General features: G+C 73.2%; 16 protein-coding genes and 1 pseudogene. 12 read left to right on the top strand and 5 right to left on the bottom strand.

What is annotated here, in order from left to right:
* The first annotated feature begins 362 nt into the window (after positions 1-362).
* The 6 genes from AC5R91_RS14100 to AC5R91_RS14075 all read left to right on the top strand — a co-directional run bounded on the left by AC5R91_RS14100 (position 363) and on the right by AC5R91_RS14075 (position 8,094).
* Complete coding sequence (locus AC5R91_RS14100; RefSeq protein ID WP_495397602.1) at positions 363-1,145, top strand: SAF domain-containing protein; 783 nt, start codon at positions 363-365, stop codon at positions 1,143-1,145.
* Positions 1,142-2,473 carry a CpaE/TadZ family protein gene (locus tag AC5R91_RS14095; protein ID WP_495397601.1) on the top strand — a complete coding sequence of 444 codons (1,332 nt, stop codon included), beginning with the start codon at positions 1,142-1,144 and terminating at the stop codon, positions 2,471-2,473. The genes AC5R91_RS14100 and AC5R91_RS14095 overlap by 4 nt, the downstream gene beginning before the upstream one ends.
* A 439-nt stretch (positions 2,474-2,912) precedes the next feature.
* Positions 2,913-3,413 carry a transcriptional regulator gene (locus AC5R91_RS14090; RefSeq protein ID WP_041938893.1) on the top strand — a complete coding sequence of 167 codons (501 nt, stop codon included), beginning with the start codon at positions 2,913-2,915 and terminating at the stop codon, positions 3,411-3,413.
* Between the two features lie 251 nt (positions 3,414-3,664).
* Entirely contained in the window at positions 3,665-4,834 is a 1,170-nt protein-coding gene (locus AC5R91_RS14085; protein WP_495397600.1) for a patatin-like phospholipase family protein, read from the top strand.
* Positions 4,835-4,971: 137 nt separating this feature from the next.
* Positions 4,972-5,466, top strand: coding sequence for a DUF6912 family protein (locus AC5R91_RS14080; protein ID WP_495397599.1), 495 nt, complete (start codon positions 4,972-4,974; stop codon positions 5,464-5,466).
* 447 nt (positions 5,467-5,913) lie between these two features.
* Entirely contained in the window at positions 5,914-8,094 is a 2,181-nt protein-coding gene (locus tag AC5R91_RS14075; protein ID WP_495397598.1) for a helix-hairpin-helix domain-containing protein, read from the top strand.
* A 181-nt stretch (positions 8,095-8,275) separates the two neighbouring features.
* On the opposite strand, the gene AC5R91_RS14070 is transcribed toward AC5R91_RS14075, so the two are convergent.
* Positions 8,276-9,838, bottom strand: coding sequence for a PAS domain-containing protein (locus AC5R91_RS14070; RefSeq protein ID WP_495397597.1), 1,563 nt, complete (start codon positions 9,836-9,838; stop codon positions 8,276-8,278).
* A 591-nt stretch (positions 9,839-10,429) separates the two neighbouring features.
* Here AC5R91_RS14070 and AC5R91_RS14065 point away from each other — a divergent pair.
* The 6 genes and pseudogenes from AC5R91_RS14065 to AC5R91_RS14040 all read left to right on the top strand — a co-directional run bounded on the left by AC5R91_RS14065 (position 10,430) and on the right by AC5R91_RS14040 (position 15,130).
* Complete coding sequence (locus AC5R91_RS14065) at positions 10,430-11,737, top strand: TadA family conjugal transfer-associated ATPase (RefSeq protein ID WP_495397596.1); 1,308 nt, start codon at positions 10,430-10,432, stop codon at positions 11,735-11,737.
* Positions 11,737-12,591 (top strand): annotated as a pseudogene (locus tag AC5R91_RS14060) (type II secretion system F family protein); the annotation flags it as partial. The gene AC5R91_RS14065 and the pseudogene AC5R91_RS14060, both read left to right, overlap by 1 nt.
* A 191-nt stretch (positions 12,592-12,782) precedes the next feature.
* The gene (locus AC5R91_RS14055; protein WP_495397595.1) at positions 12,783-13,733 is read left to right on the top strand and encodes a type II secretion system F family protein; all 951 of its coding nucleotides are present in this window, start codon (positions 12,783-12,785) and stop codon (positions 13,731-13,733) included.
* Between the two features lie 53 nt (positions 13,734-13,786).
* Positions 13,787-14,026, top strand: coding sequence for a hypothetical protein (locus AC5R91_RS14050; RefSeq protein WP_495397594.1), 240 nt, complete (start codon positions 13,787-13,789; stop codon positions 14,024-14,026).
* A 25-nt stretch (positions 14,027-14,051) separates the two neighbouring features.
* Positions 14,052-14,564 carry a TadE/TadG family type IV pilus assembly protein gene (locus tag AC5R91_RS14045; protein ID WP_495397961.1) on the top strand — a complete coding sequence of 171 codons (513 nt, stop codon included), beginning with the start codon at positions 14,052-14,054 and terminating at the stop codon, positions 14,562-14,564.
* A 122-nt stretch (positions 14,565-14,686) separates the two neighbouring features.
* A complete protein-coding gene (locus AC5R91_RS14040) occupies positions 14,687-15,130 on the top strand; it encodes a hypothetical protein (RefSeq protein WP_495397593.1) in 444 nt (147 codons plus the stop codon).
* 428 nt (positions 15,131-15,558) lie between these two features.
* Here the strand turns inward: AC5R91_RS14040 and AC5R91_RS14035 are convergent, their stop codons facing one another.
* From AC5R91_RS14035 to AC5R91_RS14020, 4 genes are all read right to left on the bottom strand, one after another.
* Positions 15,559-15,771 carry a hypothetical protein gene (locus tag AC5R91_RS14035; protein WP_495397592.1) on the bottom strand — a complete coding sequence of 71 codons (213 nt, stop codon included), beginning with the start codon at positions 15,769-15,771 and terminating at the stop codon, positions 15,559-15,561.
* A 509-nt stretch (positions 15,772-16,280) separates the two neighbouring features.
* The gene (locus AC5R91_RS14030) at positions 16,281-16,868 is read right to left on the bottom strand and encodes a PASTA domain-containing protein (protein WP_495397591.1); all 588 of its coding nucleotides are present in this window, start codon (positions 16,866-16,868) and stop codon (positions 16,281-16,283) included.
* A gap of 64 nt (positions 16,869-16,932) precedes the next feature.
* Positions 16,933-18,033 (bottom strand): helix-turn-helix domain-containing protein, encoded by a 1,101-nt coding sequence (locus tag AC5R91_RS14025; RefSeq protein WP_495397590.1) that lies wholly within the window; start codon positions 18,031-18,033, stop codon positions 16,933-16,935.
* A gap of 99 nt (positions 18,034-18,132) precedes the next feature.
* A complete protein-coding gene (locus AC5R91_RS14020) occupies positions 18,133-18,339 on the bottom strand; it encodes a helix-turn-helix transcriptional regulator (RefSeq protein ID WP_495397589.1) in 207 nt (68 codons plus the stop codon).
* Positions 18,340-18,347: the final 8 nt, after the last annotated feature.

The raw sequence follows: 18,347 nt of genomic DNA, 5'->3' as shown, positions 1-18,347 counted from the left end.
GCCTGTCGTCGCCTGCCTTCGCCTGCCGGCCTCCGGGCCCGGCGGCTCCCTGAGCTGCGTCGCCACCCGTGGGAAGCGGTGGAGAACGGGGTGGCGGTCGGACCCGGCCGACGCGAAAACTGGGCGGCTTCGTCCAGACGCGCATCGCACCGGGCCGGCTGCGCGTCCAACAGGTGAGCTCAGAACACCCGGGATGTCGCTGCACGCGGGCGATCGGTGGACACCGATTGTCGACGGTGGCGTTCCGCAGCGGAATCCTCGCTGGTTTCGGTGGGTTCGGGGCCTTCGACCGCGTACGCTCTGCGACCGGAAGGTGTGAACATGCACCAATGGTCCGGCCAGGAGAAAAGGGAGGTCTCCCGGTGACCGAGCTCGCCGCGGCGCCGGTCCGTTCCGAGGCGCCCCCGTCGCCGGGCTCGCCTCCCGCCCGCCGGCTGACCCGGCGGCGCTGGCGGGACTCCCGGCTGCTCGTCGGGGTGCTGCTCGTGCTCGTCTCGGTCGTCGTGGGGGCGCGGCTGTTCGCGTCGGCGGACTCCACCCGGCAGTGGGTGGTGGCGAAGGCCGGCCTGCCCGCCGGGCACGTCATCGTGGCGGGGGACCTGACCACGGTGTCCGCCCGGCTCGATGCCAGGACGTCCGACCGCTACTACCCGGGCGGCCGGTTGCGCGACCTGACCGGTGCCACCCTCGCCCGGCCCGTCGACGCCGGGGAGCTGGTTAGCGGGGCCGACTTCGCCGGGCGGAACACGCAGTCCACCAGGCTGGTCCCCGTCATCGTCAAGGCGGGCCGGCTGCCCGTCCTCGAGCCCGGCGACCACGTCGACGTCTACGTGTTCTCCGCCGGGGCCGCGGCGGCCACCGGCTCCGGGGACCAGACCGGCGACCAGCCGAACCAGCCGAACCAGCCGGCGCCGGCTGCGGGGGCCGGCGCCGAGTCGCTGGTCCTGCACGACGTCGAGTTCGTCGGGCTGGAGAAGCTGGCCAGCGGTGACCGTTCGCTGACGTTGCGCGTGCCGGTCGACAACGCGATCCAGGCCGTGGCGGCGTCCCAGAGCGAGCGGGTCGACGTCGTGAAGCTCGAACGGGACTCCCGCGGCGGCGTCGGCTCGACCGGACCGACCACCGTGGCGGGGTTCGGCCGGTGAGCCTGCCGATCCTGACCGCGGTGACCGACTCCGAGGTCGAGGCCGGCCTGGTCTCGGCCTTCGATCGCCGCGATCTCGGCGTCACCGTGGTCCGCCGCTGCGTGGACCTGCCGGATCTGCTCGCCGCGGCGACGACCGGTGCGGCACGCGCGGCGCTGCTGTCGGCCGATCTGCGCCGGCTGGACCGCGATGCGCTGACCCGGCTGGCGATGGCCGGCATCGCGGTGGTCGGCCTGATCGCGCCCGGGGACGAGGACGCGGACCGCCGCCTGCGCCAGCTCGGCGTCGCCGCGGTCATCCCCGCCGACGCCACCGCCGAGGTGGTCGCCGGCGCCGTCGTCGAGGCATCCCGTGCCCTGGCGTCCCACGCCGCCGGCCCGGCGGCCTGGCCCGCCGCCTCCTCCTACAGCGAGCCGCTGCTGGGCTTCGGGCAGCTCGCCCCGGCCGGCACCGGCACCGACGGCCTCGGCCTCGGGGAGGCCGGTGACGGCCGGGTGATCGCGGTCTGGGGGCCGGCCGGAGCGCCGGGGCGCACGACGATCGCGCTGTGCCTCGCCGCCGAGATCGCGGCCTTGGGGTCCTCGACGCTGCTGGTGGACGCCGACTCCTACGGCGGGGCGGTCGGCCAGCTCGTCGGCCTGCTGGAGGAGGCGCCGGGCCTGGCCGCCGCGGCCCGCTCCGCCAACCAGGGCCTGCTCGACGTGCCGCGGCTGGCCGTGCTGTGCCGGGACCTGGGCGAGGGCCTGCGGGTGCTGCCCGGCATCTCCCGGCCGTCGCGGTGGCCCGAGCTGCGCCCGGCGTCCATCGAGACGGTGCTGTCGATGTCCCGGCGGCTGGCGTCGTACGTGGTGGTGGACTGCGGTTTCTGTCTGGAGACGGACGAGGAGCTGTCGTTCGACACCGCGGCGCCGCGGCGCAACGGCGCGACGCTCGCGGTGCTCGAGGCGGCCGACGTCGTCCTCGCGGTCGCCTCGGCGGAACCGGTCGGTCTGGTCCGGTTCGTCCGTGGACTGGCCGATCTGCGGGAGACTGTCCCGGCGGCCGATCCGCTGGTGGTGGTCAACCGGCTGCGGGCCTCGGTCGTCGGCGGCGACCCGTCCCGGGAGGTCAGCCGGGCGATCCTGCGCCACACCGGGACCGAGCCGGTCGCGCTCGTGCCCTATGACCTCGCCGGGCTGGATGCGGCACAGGTCGCGGGCCAGCTCCTGCGGGACATCGCCCCCACCTCCCCCGCCCGGCTCGCGATCAGGGATCTGGCCGCTCGGCTGGCCGGACGGCCCGCGGTCGGCCGCCGGCGCCGCAGCGGGTTCCGGCGCCAGCCGCGTTAGGGGATCGCCGGCCGGTGAGCGCGGCCGGCTGGACCGGGCGACGACAACTCACCGTTACGCCCTCGGCATAACCGTGACATAAAGCAGTCGTCTCATCATGAATGTGTAGCGGTCGTGGTTACAGCGAGCGATTCGTGGGCATCGCTGTGTGGAACGGTTCCGGTCAAGAAGTGAAGGGGATCTTACTCCAAGCTTCCGGTGGCAGGAGATCGGCCACGAATAGATGTCGGTCTGATGCGCTATGAAGTAAGAACAAGAATGGCGACGCAGTCATACTGCATAGCGTGATGCAATGTATGTCTGCGTGAGAGTCCCCTTTCGGCAACGTTACGTTAATGTTGAGCAGGCCTCGAAGGTGTCTCCGGATCGCGGCCGCAACCGTGTCCGGGGAGCCGGAGGCACGGGGATGCTCGGGCGAGACGGCTAGGGGGTGTGTCGGGTGAGCCGGGAGTACGCGAAGGCGGTGGGCGCCCGCCTGCGGGCGATTCGGATACAGCAGGGGCTGTCGCTCCAGGGGGTCGAGCAGAAGTCGCGCGGCCGCTGGAAGACCGCCGCCGTCGGCTCCTACGAGCGCGGGGACCGCATGATCAGCGTCCACCAGCTCTCCGAGCTCGCCGGTTTCTACGGCGTGCCGGTGTCGGCGCTGCTGCCCAGCGAGGACCAGCTTCCCCCGCGCGAGCGTCGCCCGCGCACGGTCCTGAACCTGGAGAAGCTCAGCGAGGCGCCGCCCGACACCTCCGCGCTCGTCCGGCGGTGGGTGGCCCAGATCCAGCGCCAGCGCGACGACTACGCCGGGCACGTGCTGTCCATCCGCGACGGCGATGTGCGCGCACTCGCCCTGCTGCACGACACCACGCCGCAGGAGTTCGCTGAACGCCTGCGCAACTGGGGCGTCCTGGAGACGACCTTCCCCGAGGAGAGCGAGGAACCGCCGGAGTAGGCGGTGAGCAACCGCCGGCGTAGTCCGGTGGCCCGTCCTGGCGCGTCATGCGCCGCAGGTAACGAACGGTCGACGCGGACCGTGGACTGTGACTGGCCCCATCCCCGGGAGGCCCCACGCGGCGCAACCGCCGCCGACGGCCACTCGGTCCAGGTGCGACCGGGCGGCCCACGTGGCAGCGGGCGGACCGGGGCGGCAGGTGCCCCGCGCAGGGCACATCCCCTCCCGGCCGGCGCGCCGGGAGGTGGACAATGACCAGAAGGCGGGTCCCGCGCAGGGGCCTGGTCCTCGGGGCAGGCGGAGTCCTCGGCTCTGCCTGGATGATCGGCGCCATGCGGGCCGTCGAGACCGAGACCGGCCGCGACCTGGGCAGTAGCGACCTGGTGGTCGGCACCTCGGCCGGCTCCGTCGTCGCGGCCCTGCTCGGCCTCGGCGTCGGCATCGACGTGATGGCCAACTCCGAACGCGGGCTGTACGAGGCGGGTGACCCCGTCCTCGACTACCGCGACCTCGGCGCCTCCCTCCCCCCGCGGCCCCGGATGCGGATGGGCTCGCCCCGGCTGCTCACGGCCAGCGCGCTGCACCCCCGGCACGCCTCACCGATGGTCACCCTCGCGGCGATCCTGCCGCAGGGTCGCGGGAAGATCTCCGCGGTGGGCGACCTGGTCTCCGCGGCGATGGACCGCCAGGGACTCGACCTCGCCGAGTGGCCCGCCCCGCCGATCCTGCGGGTCGTCGCGATGAACTTCGACACCGGTCACCGGGTGCTGTTCGGCTCGCCCGACGCACCCCGGGTGACGCTGCCCGAGGCGGTCATGGCGTCCTGCGCGATCCCCGGCTGGTACGCCCCGATCGAGTCGGGCGGCCAGCGCTTCGTCGACGGCGGGACCCGCTCGCCCACGTCGGTCGACCTGCTCGCCGACGCAGGGCTCGAGGAGGTGCTCGTGCTCGCGCCGGCCTGCTCGCTGGCCAGCGACCGCCCCCGTGGCGCGGTGGCCATAGTCGAACGGCAGGTCCGGCGCGCCGCGACCCGCCGGTTGCTGCGGGAGGTCGAGCTGGTCGAGGCCGCGGGCACCCGGGTGACGGTGCTGTCTCCCGGACCGGAGGACCTCGCGGTGATGGGCGGCAACCTGATGGACCTGACCCGCCGCGCGGAGGTGTTCGAGACCAGCCTGCGGACCACGCGCGCGGCCCTGCGCGCGAGCGCCCGCTCGCGCCCCCGGCCCCGGCCGGCCCGCCCCGCTGCCGCCACCGGTGCCGGCGCGACCTCCGCCGCCCGCGCGGTCGCCGCCACAGCCACCACTGCCACGTCCGGGACCGCGACCGGCACCCGCGGCGGTGCCGGCGTCGAGGGGGGCGCCGGCACCGGCGAGGGCGCCGGTCCACAGAAGGGTCGGCTCGGCCTCGACCTGGCCGGCTGACCGGGCGGTCCCGCGCCATGGCACCGGCCCCTTCCCAACCACCGCGCCCCGGCGGTGCGGCCGAGATCGCGCCCCTGGTGCCCGCCGGGTGGGACCCTCGTCGGTCGTCCCACGCGGCTGGTTGCGAGACTGGTCGGGTGCGCATCTACCTGCCGTCCACGCTCAACGCCGCGCGATCGGTGTGGGAGTCCGGGCAGGTGCCGGCCGGGACGGGCTTCGCGGTCACGCCGGCGCTGCGCGAGTGGTACGCCCAGTCGGAATCCGAGGAGGAGCTGGAGTACGCGGTGCTGCACGACGCGGCGCGCGCCAGCCTGCGCCTGCTCGACGCCGACCCGGCGGCCCCACGCCGGCGCCTGGTCTTCGTCGCGGACCTCGCCGACGGCGACGTCCGCGTCCGGGACGACCTCGAACGAGGCGCCGTCGAGGTCGACTTCCCGGTGCCCTGGTCGGCCGTGGGAGCGATCCACGTCGACGACGGCGACGACGAGGAGGTCCTCGACGCGGTGGCCGAGGCGGCGGATCACATCGTCGAGGCCGACCTCGGCGGCGAGGACGCGGCCTTCACCGTTGACAGCGTCGAAGGCTTCGAGTTGCTCTGGTTCGCCCCGCAGGAGCTGTCCGACCTGCTGTGAGCCGGCCCGCCCCGTCGTTGGCGGGTCGGCCGAGGCCTGGACGATGTTCGGCGTGCCGGCTGGCGTTCGGTGCGAGGCAGACCACACCCGTTGATGGTTCGTTGGGGTGCGATGTCTGGACCGGTGCTCACCCGGCGTGAAATGTTGGCGTCGGACGGCGTTTGCGGTGGCCATCCGGTTCCATCACGTGGCCTGCCTCGCCGATCGGCGTCCGCGGCCGGCTTTTCTCCACGCAAACCGGTCCGGATGGACAACGGTTGTGCCTCCCCGGGGTACGGCCGCTGTCCTGTGTTGCGAATAATGCGTAGGCAGGCCGTGAGGTGTCGGCCGGGTTCCCGCCCGGTTGGCGTCGATCGTCCGTTTTTCTCCCAACACCCGTCGTGCCGGGCTGCCGGCCCGGGCGGGCGTGGATCTCGGTAACCCATCGCGTAAGGGGGCTGGCAGCCGATGCTGTACCTCGCCGGGCAGATCCTGGCGTACGTGCTGGTGGCGATGGTCATCGGCGCCGCGCTGGCGTGGGTGTTCCTCATCGCCCCGCTGCGCCGGCAGGTGCGCCAGACCCGCGACGCCCAGCCGGATCCGCGGGTCGACGGCGCCGAGCCAACGCCCGACTCCCGGGGGACGGACGCCCAGGGGACCGACGCCTGGGCGGCCGACCTGGAGGCGGCCGATGTTGCTGGGACGGCGCTCGCGCTCCCGCCGTACCCCAGGGAGGTCGGCGGCGCAGTCGCGCTTGAGGGCGACTCCGCGCGCCTTCCGGAGCCTGCCGAGTCTGCCGAGCGCGCGGATCCCTCGGCAGCCGCCGGCGACGGGCTCGGGCAGCACGCGGATTCCCCTGCCTTCGTGCCTGACACGGTGGGGGCGGAACTCGCCACCACCGGGCCGATCCCGTTGCCGATCAACGCCGTGCGCGTCGGGGAGCCCGTCGCCGAGCTCGTCGCCCTGCTGCGCCGTCAGCGGGACGACGCCGCTCTGGAGAAGGCCGACCTGACCGCCCGCCTCGCCGTGGCCGAACAGCGAGCGGCCGAATCCGAGCAGCGGATCGGGGCCGCGGAGCGGCACGCCGTGACGGCGAGCGCCCGGGTCGAGGAGATCGAGGCCACGCTGCGCGCCAGGGTCGAGGCCGCGACGAGCGCCGCCGGCGGCGGTGCGCAAGCGGTGGACGACGCGTCACCGGCCGACCCGGACACCGCCGCGGCGGACACCAGGCTCACCGTCGCGGAGCTCGCGCGCGAGGCCGAGCTGCTGCGCCAGCAGCTTGTCGAGGCGGAGGGTCGGGCCGCGAAGTTCTCCTCCCGGCTGGCGATGGCGCGCACCGAGGCGGAGGACGCCCAGCGTCTCGTCGCGACCATGACCACCCGGCTCGACCGGCATCAGGCCGAATGGGCGGCCGAGCGCCTCAGTCTGCTCGGCCGCATCGAGCGGACCGAATCCGCCCTTGGGCGCGGCACCGAGACCGCTCCCACCGCCGACCCGGCGGCGGAGCCTGCCCCCTCCGCCGCTGCGCCCCCCACCCCTAACCCCTCCACCCCCAAGACCTCCACCCCCAAGACCTCCACCCCCAAGACCTCCGGGGCCGAGACCTACCCAGCCGGGCGCAGGGTGGAGTACTCCGCCGCCGTCGAATACGCCGAGATCGTCGGTACGGCGAAGGCCGTGGCCTCGGCCCGCGCCGTCAGCTCGGCCCGGGCCGCAGCTCCTCTCCTCGCCGCTGAGCCGACTCAGGTCGCCGAGCCGGTGGATGTCGATGAGTCGGTCGACCTTGCCGAGCCGGGCGACACGCCAGGGCCGGTCGACGTTGCAGGGCCGGTCGGCGTCGCCGAGCCGGGCGACGTCGCCGGGCCGGCTGATGTTGCCGAGTCCGCCGATGTCGCTGAGCCCGCCGATGTCGCTGAGCCCGCTGATGTCGCTGAGCCCGCTGATGTCGCTGAGCCCGCTGATGTCGCTGAGCCCGCTGATGTCGCTGAGCCCGCCGATGTTGCCGAGCCCGCCGATGATGCTGAGCCGCCCGCCGGTGTCGCGTCGGCGGGGGCCGCGGGGCCGGTACTCGACGACGAGCCCGCTGTGGGCGCGGACTCCGCGCGGCTCGCCGAGTCGGCGCGACCGCATTCGGATGGCGCCGCTCTCGCGGCGGCCTCGGCCGAGACCGGGAGTGCTGATGCGCCCGCGGGCGGGATCCAACCGGTTCGCTCGGGAACTCTGGGCGTGGCTGGGATGAGGGCCCGGACCTCCGGCGTCACCAAGGAGCGACCGGCGGCAGTGGCCGGGGTCCCGGCTCCGACGGGCAGCGGGCCTGTCACCCCGCCGGGCGTGCGGTCGGGCGCCACGGGCGAGCAGGCCGCGGGCGGCCGGGTCGTCCAGGAGGCCGCGCCGCGCTGGAACGGACTGCTCGATCCGGGCGGCGCCGGCGGCGACAATCTCAAAGAGATCGTCGGTATCGGCCCAGTGATCGAATCGCGGCTGCGAACGCTCGGCATCACGACCTTCAGCCAGCTCGCCGAGATGGGCGACACCGACGTCGACCGGCTGGCCCACAAGCTCGACGGCTTCGGCGATCGGATCATCTCCGACGACTGGGTGGGCCAGGCCCAGGATCTCCAGGTGCGCCACTACGGCGGCGTCTACTAGGCGACGCTCCGTTCCCCGGCCACGGACCGCTGAGGACTCAGTCGTCCAGGACGCGTCGGCGGCGTGGCGTGGTTCCGCGGAACCCGCCCTACGTCGCCGGCACCGCCCAAGGCCGGCTCCACGCCCATGGCTGGCCCGGGGCGTCGCCGAGGGGATGGCGCGGCGACGCCCGGTCCGTGGCTCAGAGTCCGGAGATGAGTCCCTCGATCTCGGCCTCGAGGATCCGGCGGTCGGTGACGTCGCTGTAGAGCCACAGGTGGCCGCGGTAGCCGTCGGCCGCGGCCAGCGCGATGTGGCTGCGTTCGAAGACGCGACCGTCGGCGAACATGACCGGCTCGCGGCGCAGCGTCCGGCGCCGGCGCAGCAGGGTGTCGAGGCGGGCGGCGAAGCCGGACGGGTCGTCGACCAGCCCGGCCCGCGGCCGCAGATGCCGGCGGCAGTCCGTGCCGACCAGGTCGACGGGCGAGTCCGCCAGGTCGAACAGGTCGCAGTACATCTGGTTGACGGCGACGACGCTGCCGTCGCGATCGGCGATGAGGACCGCGGTCGCGAGCTCGGCGAGCAGGGTCGTCAACCAGCGCTCCCGGTCGCGGCAGGCCTCCTCGATCCGGCGCATCTCGGCGAACAGGCAGCCGCAGCCCTCGGCCGGGTGCCCGCCGTCGGCGTGCGCAGGGCGTGGATGCAGGTCCTCTTCCTCGTCGCGGTGCAGGACGACCGCGGCGCGCCACTCGGCGCCGGGAGGGAGCGCGCCGCGAGGGTAGCTCGTGGGTCGGTCTTCCGGGATCTCACGGGGGGCCGACCGGCCGGGCGTCGGCTCGCCGGGGATCGGCCGGCGGGGCAGCGGGACCGTCCAGCGCCGATTCGTCGCGGCGTCGTCCGCATCGGGCCACCGCGCCGGTGGCCCGAACAGGGGGTGCCCGGTGCCAGCGGGATGACCGAGCACCGGGTCGTCGAAATCCGGCGAGTGATCGGCCGAGCCGTCCGCGGACCGGTCTGCTCCAGCGGTGTGGTCCGGACCTTCCGGGTCACCCGGGCCTGCCGGCGCGTCGGTCCAGCGAAACGGGTCGTCGGCGGACTCGCGGAAGGCACGGGCGGCGTCGTCGAACGGGTCGTACCCGCCCAGCCCGTCGAACAGGCCATACCGATCGGGCCCGTCGGGCAGGATCCCCTCCGGTCCGGCATCCTCCCGGCCGAACAGCTCGTGACCGAGTAGCTGTTCGTCGAGGAAGTCCGCGTCGAAGGCGGTGAGATCCAGCGCCGTCTGCTCGGACTCGACGGGCGCAGCGGCGTGTTCGGCGTCGTCGGCGGCGAGACGCTCGGCGTTGCCATCCGGATGCGTCTGCCCGGCGCCGACCGGGGCCGGCGTGAGGGTGCCGACGAAGCGGCGCCGCCCGTCGCCGGCGGACGTCGCAACCGTCTGGATGATCGCCCGCCGGGCCGCCCCGCCAGGTAGCACCAGTCGGACCTGCACGGAGAACCCGTCGCCATGCGTGACCAGGCGCCGCCAGTGGTCGCCCACGGTGGCAACGTCGTCGGGATGGACGACTCGGTCCCATCCCCAGCCGACCGCCTCGTCACGGGGAAGTCCGGTCAGTTCGGACCACGGGCGGTTCACAAAGAGATGGCGGCCGATCGCGTCGGTGGCGAATACCGCCACCGGGCAGTTCTCGACAATTCGCCAGAACATTTTCCAAGCGGCCTTGTCGAACATGTCCGAAGGCTGGAAATCCGGGTTTCCGCTCATCGGGTCGCCCCTTTCGAGCCGCGCGTAGCGGGCCGCAGGCAGGTCCTGGGCAGCGTCGCCGTGGTGGGCGGACGGGCTTCTCGCAAGCGGTTGCTGAGCCCGCGGATCGATGGCTGACCGGACACGGAAGGGACCCCCGAGGCAGGCGTTGGTGGCTTACCGGGTGAGATCGGCGGGGTGGGGGAGGCTCCACCGGTCGACCCAGCAGGCGATTGTGGCTTCACGGATGAGCGGGTTAGGGACCGCCGCGAGGTTACCGCCTCCGGGGCGATTCGGCGGCGAAATCCTGCGGGCGTTTCCGGGGCGGTCGGCGCACTGCCGACCTGGGGGATGTACGCGCGCAGCGATGGTTGCCCCCGATCCGTGACCGCGCTCCTGATGCGGAGAGTAACTAAAAGGGTGGTCAAGGTGGGACGCTGTGCACACCGTGACCTGCCTGTGTCCTACCCGGCCCACACCCCCGGAGGGGGTTGTGCGAACGTTGTTGCGTCCGCCCCGATGGTCGGGGCTTGATAAGCGGTGACCTTCTTCCTACGCTTCGTAGCAATTGTCGGGCGAGGAAGAGGCGGAGCTGGAGGAGCGGCGGTTTTCGTGGCGGTGGCACGCGGCGGTTGGTTGGACGCCACCTCGTTCGTGGAGGACGAGGTCCGGGAGCTCGTCCGACGGCGTTCCCTGGATCCCGTGCGCGATCCGGCCCTGGTCCGCCAGCTCGTTCAGGAGGTGCTCGCCGACTATGAGGAACGCGTTCTCGTCAGCGACCTTCCGCCCGTCGTCGACCGGGATGTCACTGCCCGGCTGGTCTACGACGCGGTCGCCGGCTTCGGGCCGCTGCAACGCCATCTCGACGATCCCACCATCGAAGAGATCTGGATCAACGAGCCGGGCCGGGTATTCGTCGCCCGGGCCGGTCGCAGCGAGCTGACGACGACAATTCTCACCGCTGACCAGGTGCAGGATCTGGTCGAACGGATGCTCAAATCGTCCGGTCGGCGGGTGGACCTGTCGACCCCCTTCGTCGACGCCATGCTCCCCGACGGTTCCCGGCTGCACGTGGTGATTCCCGACGTGACCCGGGTGCACTGGTCGATCAACATCCGCAAGTTCGTGCTGAGCGCAGGCAGCCTCGACGAGCTGGTCGGGCTCGGCACGATCACCTCCGCGGCGGCCGCGTTCCTGGAGGCCGCCGTCGTCTCCGGGCTCAACATCATCGTCGCCGGTGGCACCCAGGCCGGGAAGACGACGCTGCTCAACTGCCTCGGTTCGGCGATCCCCGCCCGCGAGCGGGTGATCTCGTGCGAGGAGGTCTTCGAGCTGAAGCTGCGCGCCCCGGACTGGGTCGCGATGCAGACCCGGCAGGCCAACCTGGAGGGCAGCGGGGAGATCCGGCTGCGCCGGCTGGTCAAGGAGGCGCTGCGGATGCGCCCGGACCGCCTGGTGGTCGGCGAGGTCCGCCAGGAGGAGGCGCTGGACCTGCTCATCGCGCTGAACTCCGGCCTGCCGGGGATGTGCAGCCTGCACGCCAACTCGGCCCGCGAGGCGGTCACCAAGCTGTGCACGCTGCCACTGCTCGCCGGGGAGAACGTCAGCCACGCCTTCGTCGTGCCGACCGTGGCCGCCAGCGTCGATCTCGTCGTCCATCTGGAGAAGGACGTCTCGGGCCGGCGGCGCGTCACCGAGATCGTCGCGCTGCCCGGCCGGGCCGAGGGCGACATCGTGGAGATCGCCCAGATCTACCGTTCCCGCGCCGAGGGCCTGGTCCGCGCCGACGGCTTCCCCCCGCACGCCGACCGTTTCACCCGCTCCGGCTACGACCTGCCCACCCTGCTCGCGCAGGGGGACCGCGACCATCCCCACCGCCGACCCGGCGGCGGCTGGCCCGAGATCGCCGTGGAGCGCTGATGGGCATCTTCCTCGGCCTGCTGTGCGGGCTCGGCCTGTTCCTCATCATCACCAGCGGCCGGCCCCGCGAGTCCCGCGGCCCGACGACGATGCGCTGGGAGCACACCACCGCCGAGCTGCTCGCTCAGGCCGGCATCCGCGGCCTGAGCCCCCGCCAGTTCGTCGCGATCAGCGCCGCGCTCGGCCTGCTCGTCGGTCTCCTCGTGCTGGCGTTCACCGGAACCCTGTCGCTTGCCGGCGCGTTCGCGGTCTTCGCGAGCCTGCTGCCGCGGGCGCTGGTCGTCCGCCGCCGCCACGGCCGCATCCACGACCTGCGGGAGCTGTGGCCGGACGTCGTCGACAACCTCGCCAGCGCCGTGCGCGCCGGGATGTCGCTGCCCGAGGGCCTGGCCGCCGTCGGGGTGCGCGGGCCGGTGCAGCTACGCCCGGCGTTCACCCGTTTCGGCGAGGACTACAGCGCCACCGGATCGTTCTCGACCTGCCTGGACCGGCTCGCCGACGAGCTCGCCGATCCGGTCGCCGACCGGATCATCGAGTCGCTGCGGATGGCGCGGGAGGTCGGTGGCACCGACCTAGGCCGGCTCCTGCGCACCCTGTCGACCTTCCTGCGCGAGGACGCGCGGACCCGGGCCGAGCTGGAGACCCGCCAGGGCTGGACGGTCAACGCCGCCCGCCTCGCGCTCGCCGCCCCGTGGATCGTGCTGCTCCTGCTGGCCACCCGCGGCCAGAACGTGCAGGCGTACGACAGCCCGACCGGCGTGCTGGTCCTGGTCGTCGGCGGCGGCGTGTCGGCGCTGGCCTACCTGTTGATGAAGCGGATCGGCCGGCTGCCCGAGGAGGGCCGGGTGCTGCGCGGCGGGGCCGTCGCCGCCGCTGAGGCCGCCACCGCCGCCACCGCCACCGCCACCGCCGGGCGCGGCTCCGGATCACGCCCGGACGATCCTGCGGGCGCCCGCCCGATGATCGCCGCTCCCGACCTCGACGCGCTTGGGGGCTTCGACGGGCCTGGGGGCTTCGGGGCGGGGCCCGATCGGGGGATGCAGTCATGACGATGGTCGCCGCCGGGGCGCTGCTCGGCCTGCTCGTCGGGCTCGGCCTGGTCATCGTCGTCTACCGGTCGCCGCGGGCCCGGCGCATCCAGCTCGCCGACCGGATCGACCCCTACCTGCGCGACACGCCCACCCCGTCCCGGCTGCTCGCCGACCGGCCGCGGGCGTCGGCCCGCCCGGGCTTCGCCGCCGTCGAGGCGCTTGTGCGGCCGTTGCTCTCCGACGTCGCCGGCCGGCTCGACCGCTTCCTCGGTGGCCGGGCGGCGTTGCAGCGTCGGCTGACCCAGGCGGGCGGGCGGACCAGCATCGAGGAGTTCCGGGTCCAGCAGGTGATCTGCGCGGTCAGCGGCGCGCTGGTCGGCGCGTTCCTGCTGGCGCTGCGGGCGCTGCTCGGCGTCGGCCCGCCGGCGCTGGTCAGCGTCGCCCTCGTCGTCGCCGGCGCCGCCGGCGGGGTGGTCGGCCGTGAGTACTGGCTGACCCGGGCGATCGGCGAGCGCGAGGACCGGATGCTGCTGGAGTTCCCCACGGTCGCCGAGCTGCTGGCGCTGGCGGTCACCGCGGGGGAGTCCGCGATCGGCGCGCTGGAGCGGGTCAGCCGGCTCACCCACGGCGAGCTGGGCCGCGAGCTGCGCCTGGCCCTCGCCGACGCCCGCGCCGGCGCCACGCTCGTGCAGGCCCTGGAGGGCATCGCCGCCCGCACGGCGCTCGCGCCGCTGACCCGGTTCGTCGACGGCATGGCCGTCGCGATCGAACGCGGCACGCCGCTGGCCGACATCCTGCGCGCCCAGGCGATGGACGTCCGCGAGGCCGGCAAGCGCCAGCTCCTGGAGGCCGGTGGCCGCAAGGAGATCGCGATGATGATCCCGGTCGTATTCCTCGTCCTGCCGACGACCGTGATCTTCGCGTTCTACCCCGCCCTGGTGAGCTTCACGGTGATCGCGCAGTGACCAGGGGCGGGGCTCAAGACTCGGGGCTCAGACCGGATGGTGATGGAGGAGACATGGGACGGCGAATCGGGCAGACCCTGAAGGCGAGGTGGCTGGCCTGGCGGTCGGCCACCGACACGACCAGCGCCGGCGATGACGGTCGCGACCGCGGGGACGTCCCCGGCTGGGTAATGATCACGGTGATGACGGCGGCGCTCGTCGTCGCCATCGCCACGCTGGCGACGCCGGCGTTGCAGAACCTGTTCACCTCGGCCATCAACTCGGTGTCGGGCGTCGGCGGTGGCGGCGGCTGACCTCCCGGCGACGCCGGCCATGGCCGTGCGAGACGGCGCCAGCCTGGTCGGATCCGACGGCGAGGCCACGGCGGGCGAGGACAGCGCGACGGGCGAGGACAGCGCGATGGGCGGCGGGTCCACGCCTGGCGACGAGGTCCCGCCTGGCCACGAGGTCCCGCCCGGCGACGAAGGGTCCGCGGTCGTCGAGTTCATCCTGGTGGGGACGTTGCTGCTGTTCCTGTTCCTCGGGATCCTGCAGGTCGGTCTGATCCTGCACATCCGCAACACGCTCGCGGCGGACGCGGCGGAAGGTGCCCGGCACGCGGCCAACCTCGGCGTCCCGGCCGCGGACGGCGGCCCGTACGCCCAGGCGCTCATCGCCCGGACGATCCCCGGCCGCGCCGACACCGTCTGCACCGGCACCGACGTCGAGGGCCCCGGCGGCACCCCGCTGGTCAAGGTGACCTGCCGGGTCGCCGTCCCACTCGTCCTCGTCCCACTCGGCGACGGCGTGACGATCACCGTCACCGGCCACGCCGTCAAAGAGCAGCCGTGACGCCCCGGCGGCTGCGTACCATCCGCGCGATCTGGAGGCGGGTGGTGTGGGGGGAGGGGCAGGCGGACGGCTGCGGGGGCCCGGCGCACCGTGTCAGGAGGGGAACGGACGACGGCTCGGCGATGATCGAGTTTGTCGGGCTGTCCATCGTGCTGCTCGTCCCGTTCGTGTATCTGTTCCTGTGCGTGTTCGCGGTGCAGAAATCGGCGTTCGGCGTCACCCAGGCGGCCCGCGAGGCCGGCCGGGCATTCGCCACCGCCGACACCGAAACGCAGGGCACCGATCGGGCCCGCCTCGCCGCCGCCCTCTCCCTGCAGGACCAGGGCGTCTCCGGCGAGCCGCAGGTCCACTTCGCCCCGGCGGGCGCGAACTGCGGCGCCGGCAATCCCGGCGACGGCGCCCAGACACTGGAACCGGGCGCGTCGTTCGTCATCTGCGTCCGGACGGTCGTCGCCCTGCCCGGCACCGGCGCCCTGTTCGCGGGCATCACCGACGTCACCGTCAACGGCCAGTTCACCGTCGTCATCGACGCCTTCCGCGCGGACAGGCGGGAAACCCAGCCCTAGCAGGGGTTTCATGCGTTCACGGGGTTACGTTGGATCGCGCGGTTTTACAACATCATGCGGACTTTTTGCGGACTGTGATCATGGCCCGGTCCGCGGCTGCCGGCACCCGGCAGCCAGCGTCCGCCGCCGGCGGTGCGGGCGCCCGCTCGGACATCGCAGTGGGGAGACGCCGCAGCCCCGGATGCGGGGATGCACCCGGGGCCATGGCCACACTGGGTCACTCGCCACCGGCCAGCCAGGTCGGTCAGGTCGGGCCTGTCCGCGGCGCCTGGCCGACGTCCACGACGCACCGGACCGGGCCGGCCCCGGGTGCACGGGCGCTCGACGGCGTCCACCGGGCGGACGCCGTCGAGCGCGGCCGGCCTGGACGCTTCCCGGATCCGGGGAGCGCCTACAGTCTGTCGTCGGCCGGTTCGGCGGCCTCAGCGTTACGCGCTCCCGCCGCGCGAGTGGGGCTGCGCGAAGCCGTGGGCCAGGCACCACGAGACAAGCTGCTCCACCTGCCCCGGGTTCGCCGCGCTGTCCGGGGTGGACGGGGGCGCCTGGTTGTGTTCGCCCACCCACGACAGGGCCATCTGCTTGATCTCCTCGTTCTCGGATTCCATGGCTGCGGTCTGGGCCTGCAGCCATCCCGTGAACATCGCGCTCCAGGCGCCGAACCGCTCCGAGGGGTCTCCAGACCACCCCGGGGCGTCTCGGCCGCCGACGACCGCGTCAACAAGCGTGCAGGCATCCCCGGCCTTGGCGTCGAGGACCGGGGTCTGGCTCGGCGGTGCGGGAGTTCGCTGGAGCGCCTCAGCGGACCGCGTTGGTTGGACGTCTCTCGGATCGTCGGCCCGGCTCCCGCAGCCGGCGGCCGCCACCGCGACCAGAAGCGCCAATGATGCGCACCGTGTCCTCATCTGCCCCCCTCGATGAAAGGGGCCAGGGTAGCTGGGCACCTACAGCCGCCGGCTGGCGTCCCACCCGGATGTCGGGGCCAGTCACCGAGACGGTCCGGGGCCGAAAGCCTGCGCGGACCATTGCGGCGTGGGCGGACGACCGGCCAGCGAGAACCTCGGCGCGCGGCTCGTTGGCCGGTACGCATGGTCCTGCCAGAAACCCACGGGCTCGTCACGGGCCGGGGCTTCGCCGCGTCAGCGGTGGGGGCTCACGGGTCGGTGTACTTCTTCGACCGCAGCATCACCTGCGCGTCGGTGCTGATAACTGTTCCGGCTGCGGGTTGCTGGGAAACGACATGCCAGTTCCGGTCCAATACCAGGAACCGCCCCTGGCCGGTCGCGTCCTCTTCCGCCAGGTTGTAGAAGCCGGCCGCTTGGAGGGTGTCCTGGGCGGTCTGGTGGTTCAGACCGACCAAGTTCGGCACGGCCTTCTGCGCGGCCGGAGTTGCAGTGACCGCTGCTGCCGGCGCGGAGGCTACGGGTGCTGTGGCTACGGGAGAATTGGCGACCACCGCGGCGGCCGCGGCCGGAGCGGTAGAGGTTCCGTTTCCCCCGCCGGCGGCGACGCCGATCACGATGAGGAGGATCGCGACGCCCGCGCCGATTCCGATCTTCGCGTTGCGGGAAAGGCCCCTCTTCTCCGGCGGCGGGGGCGATGTGGACGGGCGGTGGCCGGCATACTGATCGCGGGCCGGTGGCGGATAGTCGTAGCGCGGATCACGCCAGCCGGCACGATCGTTGGGCGGATATCCCCGGTCGTTGGGCGGATAGCCCCGGTCGTCATAGCCGTAACTCATAGTGTGATTCCCCCGTTTCGTACGTCCGAGGGCGCATGCTAGCGATCAGCTCTGGAGCGGACGCTCAAGGCGTTCGATGGTTGACGGTGCGTTGATGGGGTCGCGGGAGTCTGGCGCGTAGCTCGGCGATGCCATCCAGGGCGGACAGCGGCCGAGCGTGGGCCGCGAGCACGCCGTCGACGCGAGTCTGCGGTGCGACGCGGACCGGTGCGCCGCCGTCGTCGGCTTCGAGGTCGGCGCAGACCGGGCATGGCGCCGGCTGGGTGTGCTGCCGGCACATCTGGTGCAGGTTCGGGGGGACGAACACCGACGGCGGCGAGGCGGCCGGGTTGGCGGCCTCGGGCTGGAGGTCGCGGATACGGCGCCGGCGGACCGCGGCAGGGCTGCGGACGGCTCCGGTGACCGGCGTCTGGTAGGCGTCGACGATCTGCCCGGGGGTGCAGCCGCGGGCGAGGGCAGCGGCGATGTCCGGCCGCCAGGAGGCGGGGAGCTGCTCGTCGTGGGCTAGGCGGCCGGCGAGGTCGGTGTGCGGGTCCACCTCGACGGCGTCGGGCGGCGCTTCGTCGGCCGGGCGCTCTGCGCCGGAGGCGTGCGGTTCGAGGTCGTCCTCGGCGGGGCCCGCTGCTGCTGCTTGTTCTGGAAGTTCTGGCAAGTGCTGATTGTGTCCCGCTGCGGGACTACCCCCGTCCCGCTCTGGGACTAGCTCTGGTCCCGCTGTGGGACCCGGCGGGGGGTCGGCTGGTCCCACAGCGGGACTACCGAGTCCCGGTGTGGGACTACCGAACGGGTCGGCTGGTCCCGCAGGGAGACCAGCGGGGACGACCACCCGGTAGCAGGTCCGCAGCTTCTTCGACCGGGCGTCGGCCGGTGTAGGGCGGTCGCGGACGACCCATCCGGCGTGCTCCAGGCGCTCGAGTTCGCGGGCGACGGTGGACCGGCCAAGCCCGGTCATGCGGGCCAGCCCGGACAGCGACGGGGTGAACTCCTGCGGCGTGGTGAGGGTCTGGTAGTCGACGACGACCAGCAGCGTCAGCAGGATCAGCCGGGCAGGGGCGGACAGGTCCGAGGCGACGATGGCGCGTTCGACCCGCCAGCGTGGGGAGGGGCTGCCGGAAAGCGGGTCCTGACCGACTTCGGGCAGGCTCGCGCGGGCATCATGTAGCACGGGTTGGTGGCCCTTCTCAGACAAGGGTTGTCGATCAAGGGCCGGTTCGGGTGTTCCAGCACCCGGTCCGGCCCGCTTCAGCCGCGGACGGGACGTCCGCTACGTGTCGTCATCCGTGGGCCTGCGCTCGGCGATCCATCTTTCGATCTCCGCCGTCGCCCACACCTTCCCCATGGACAGCACCGCCCTCGGCTTCGGGAACGTTGCATCGGCCGCCAGGATCTGGTGTACGCGCCCGGTGCTGACGCCCAAACGTCGAGCGATCTCGGCGGCCCCCATCAACTCCTGTTCGCTTGGGTCCTTCACGAGCGTCA

The organism is Frankia sp. BMG5.60 (assembly GCF_059428125.1).
The sequence above is the reverse complement of the archived record's forward strand: the minus strand, read 5'-3'. Positions and strand labels throughout refer to the sequence as shown.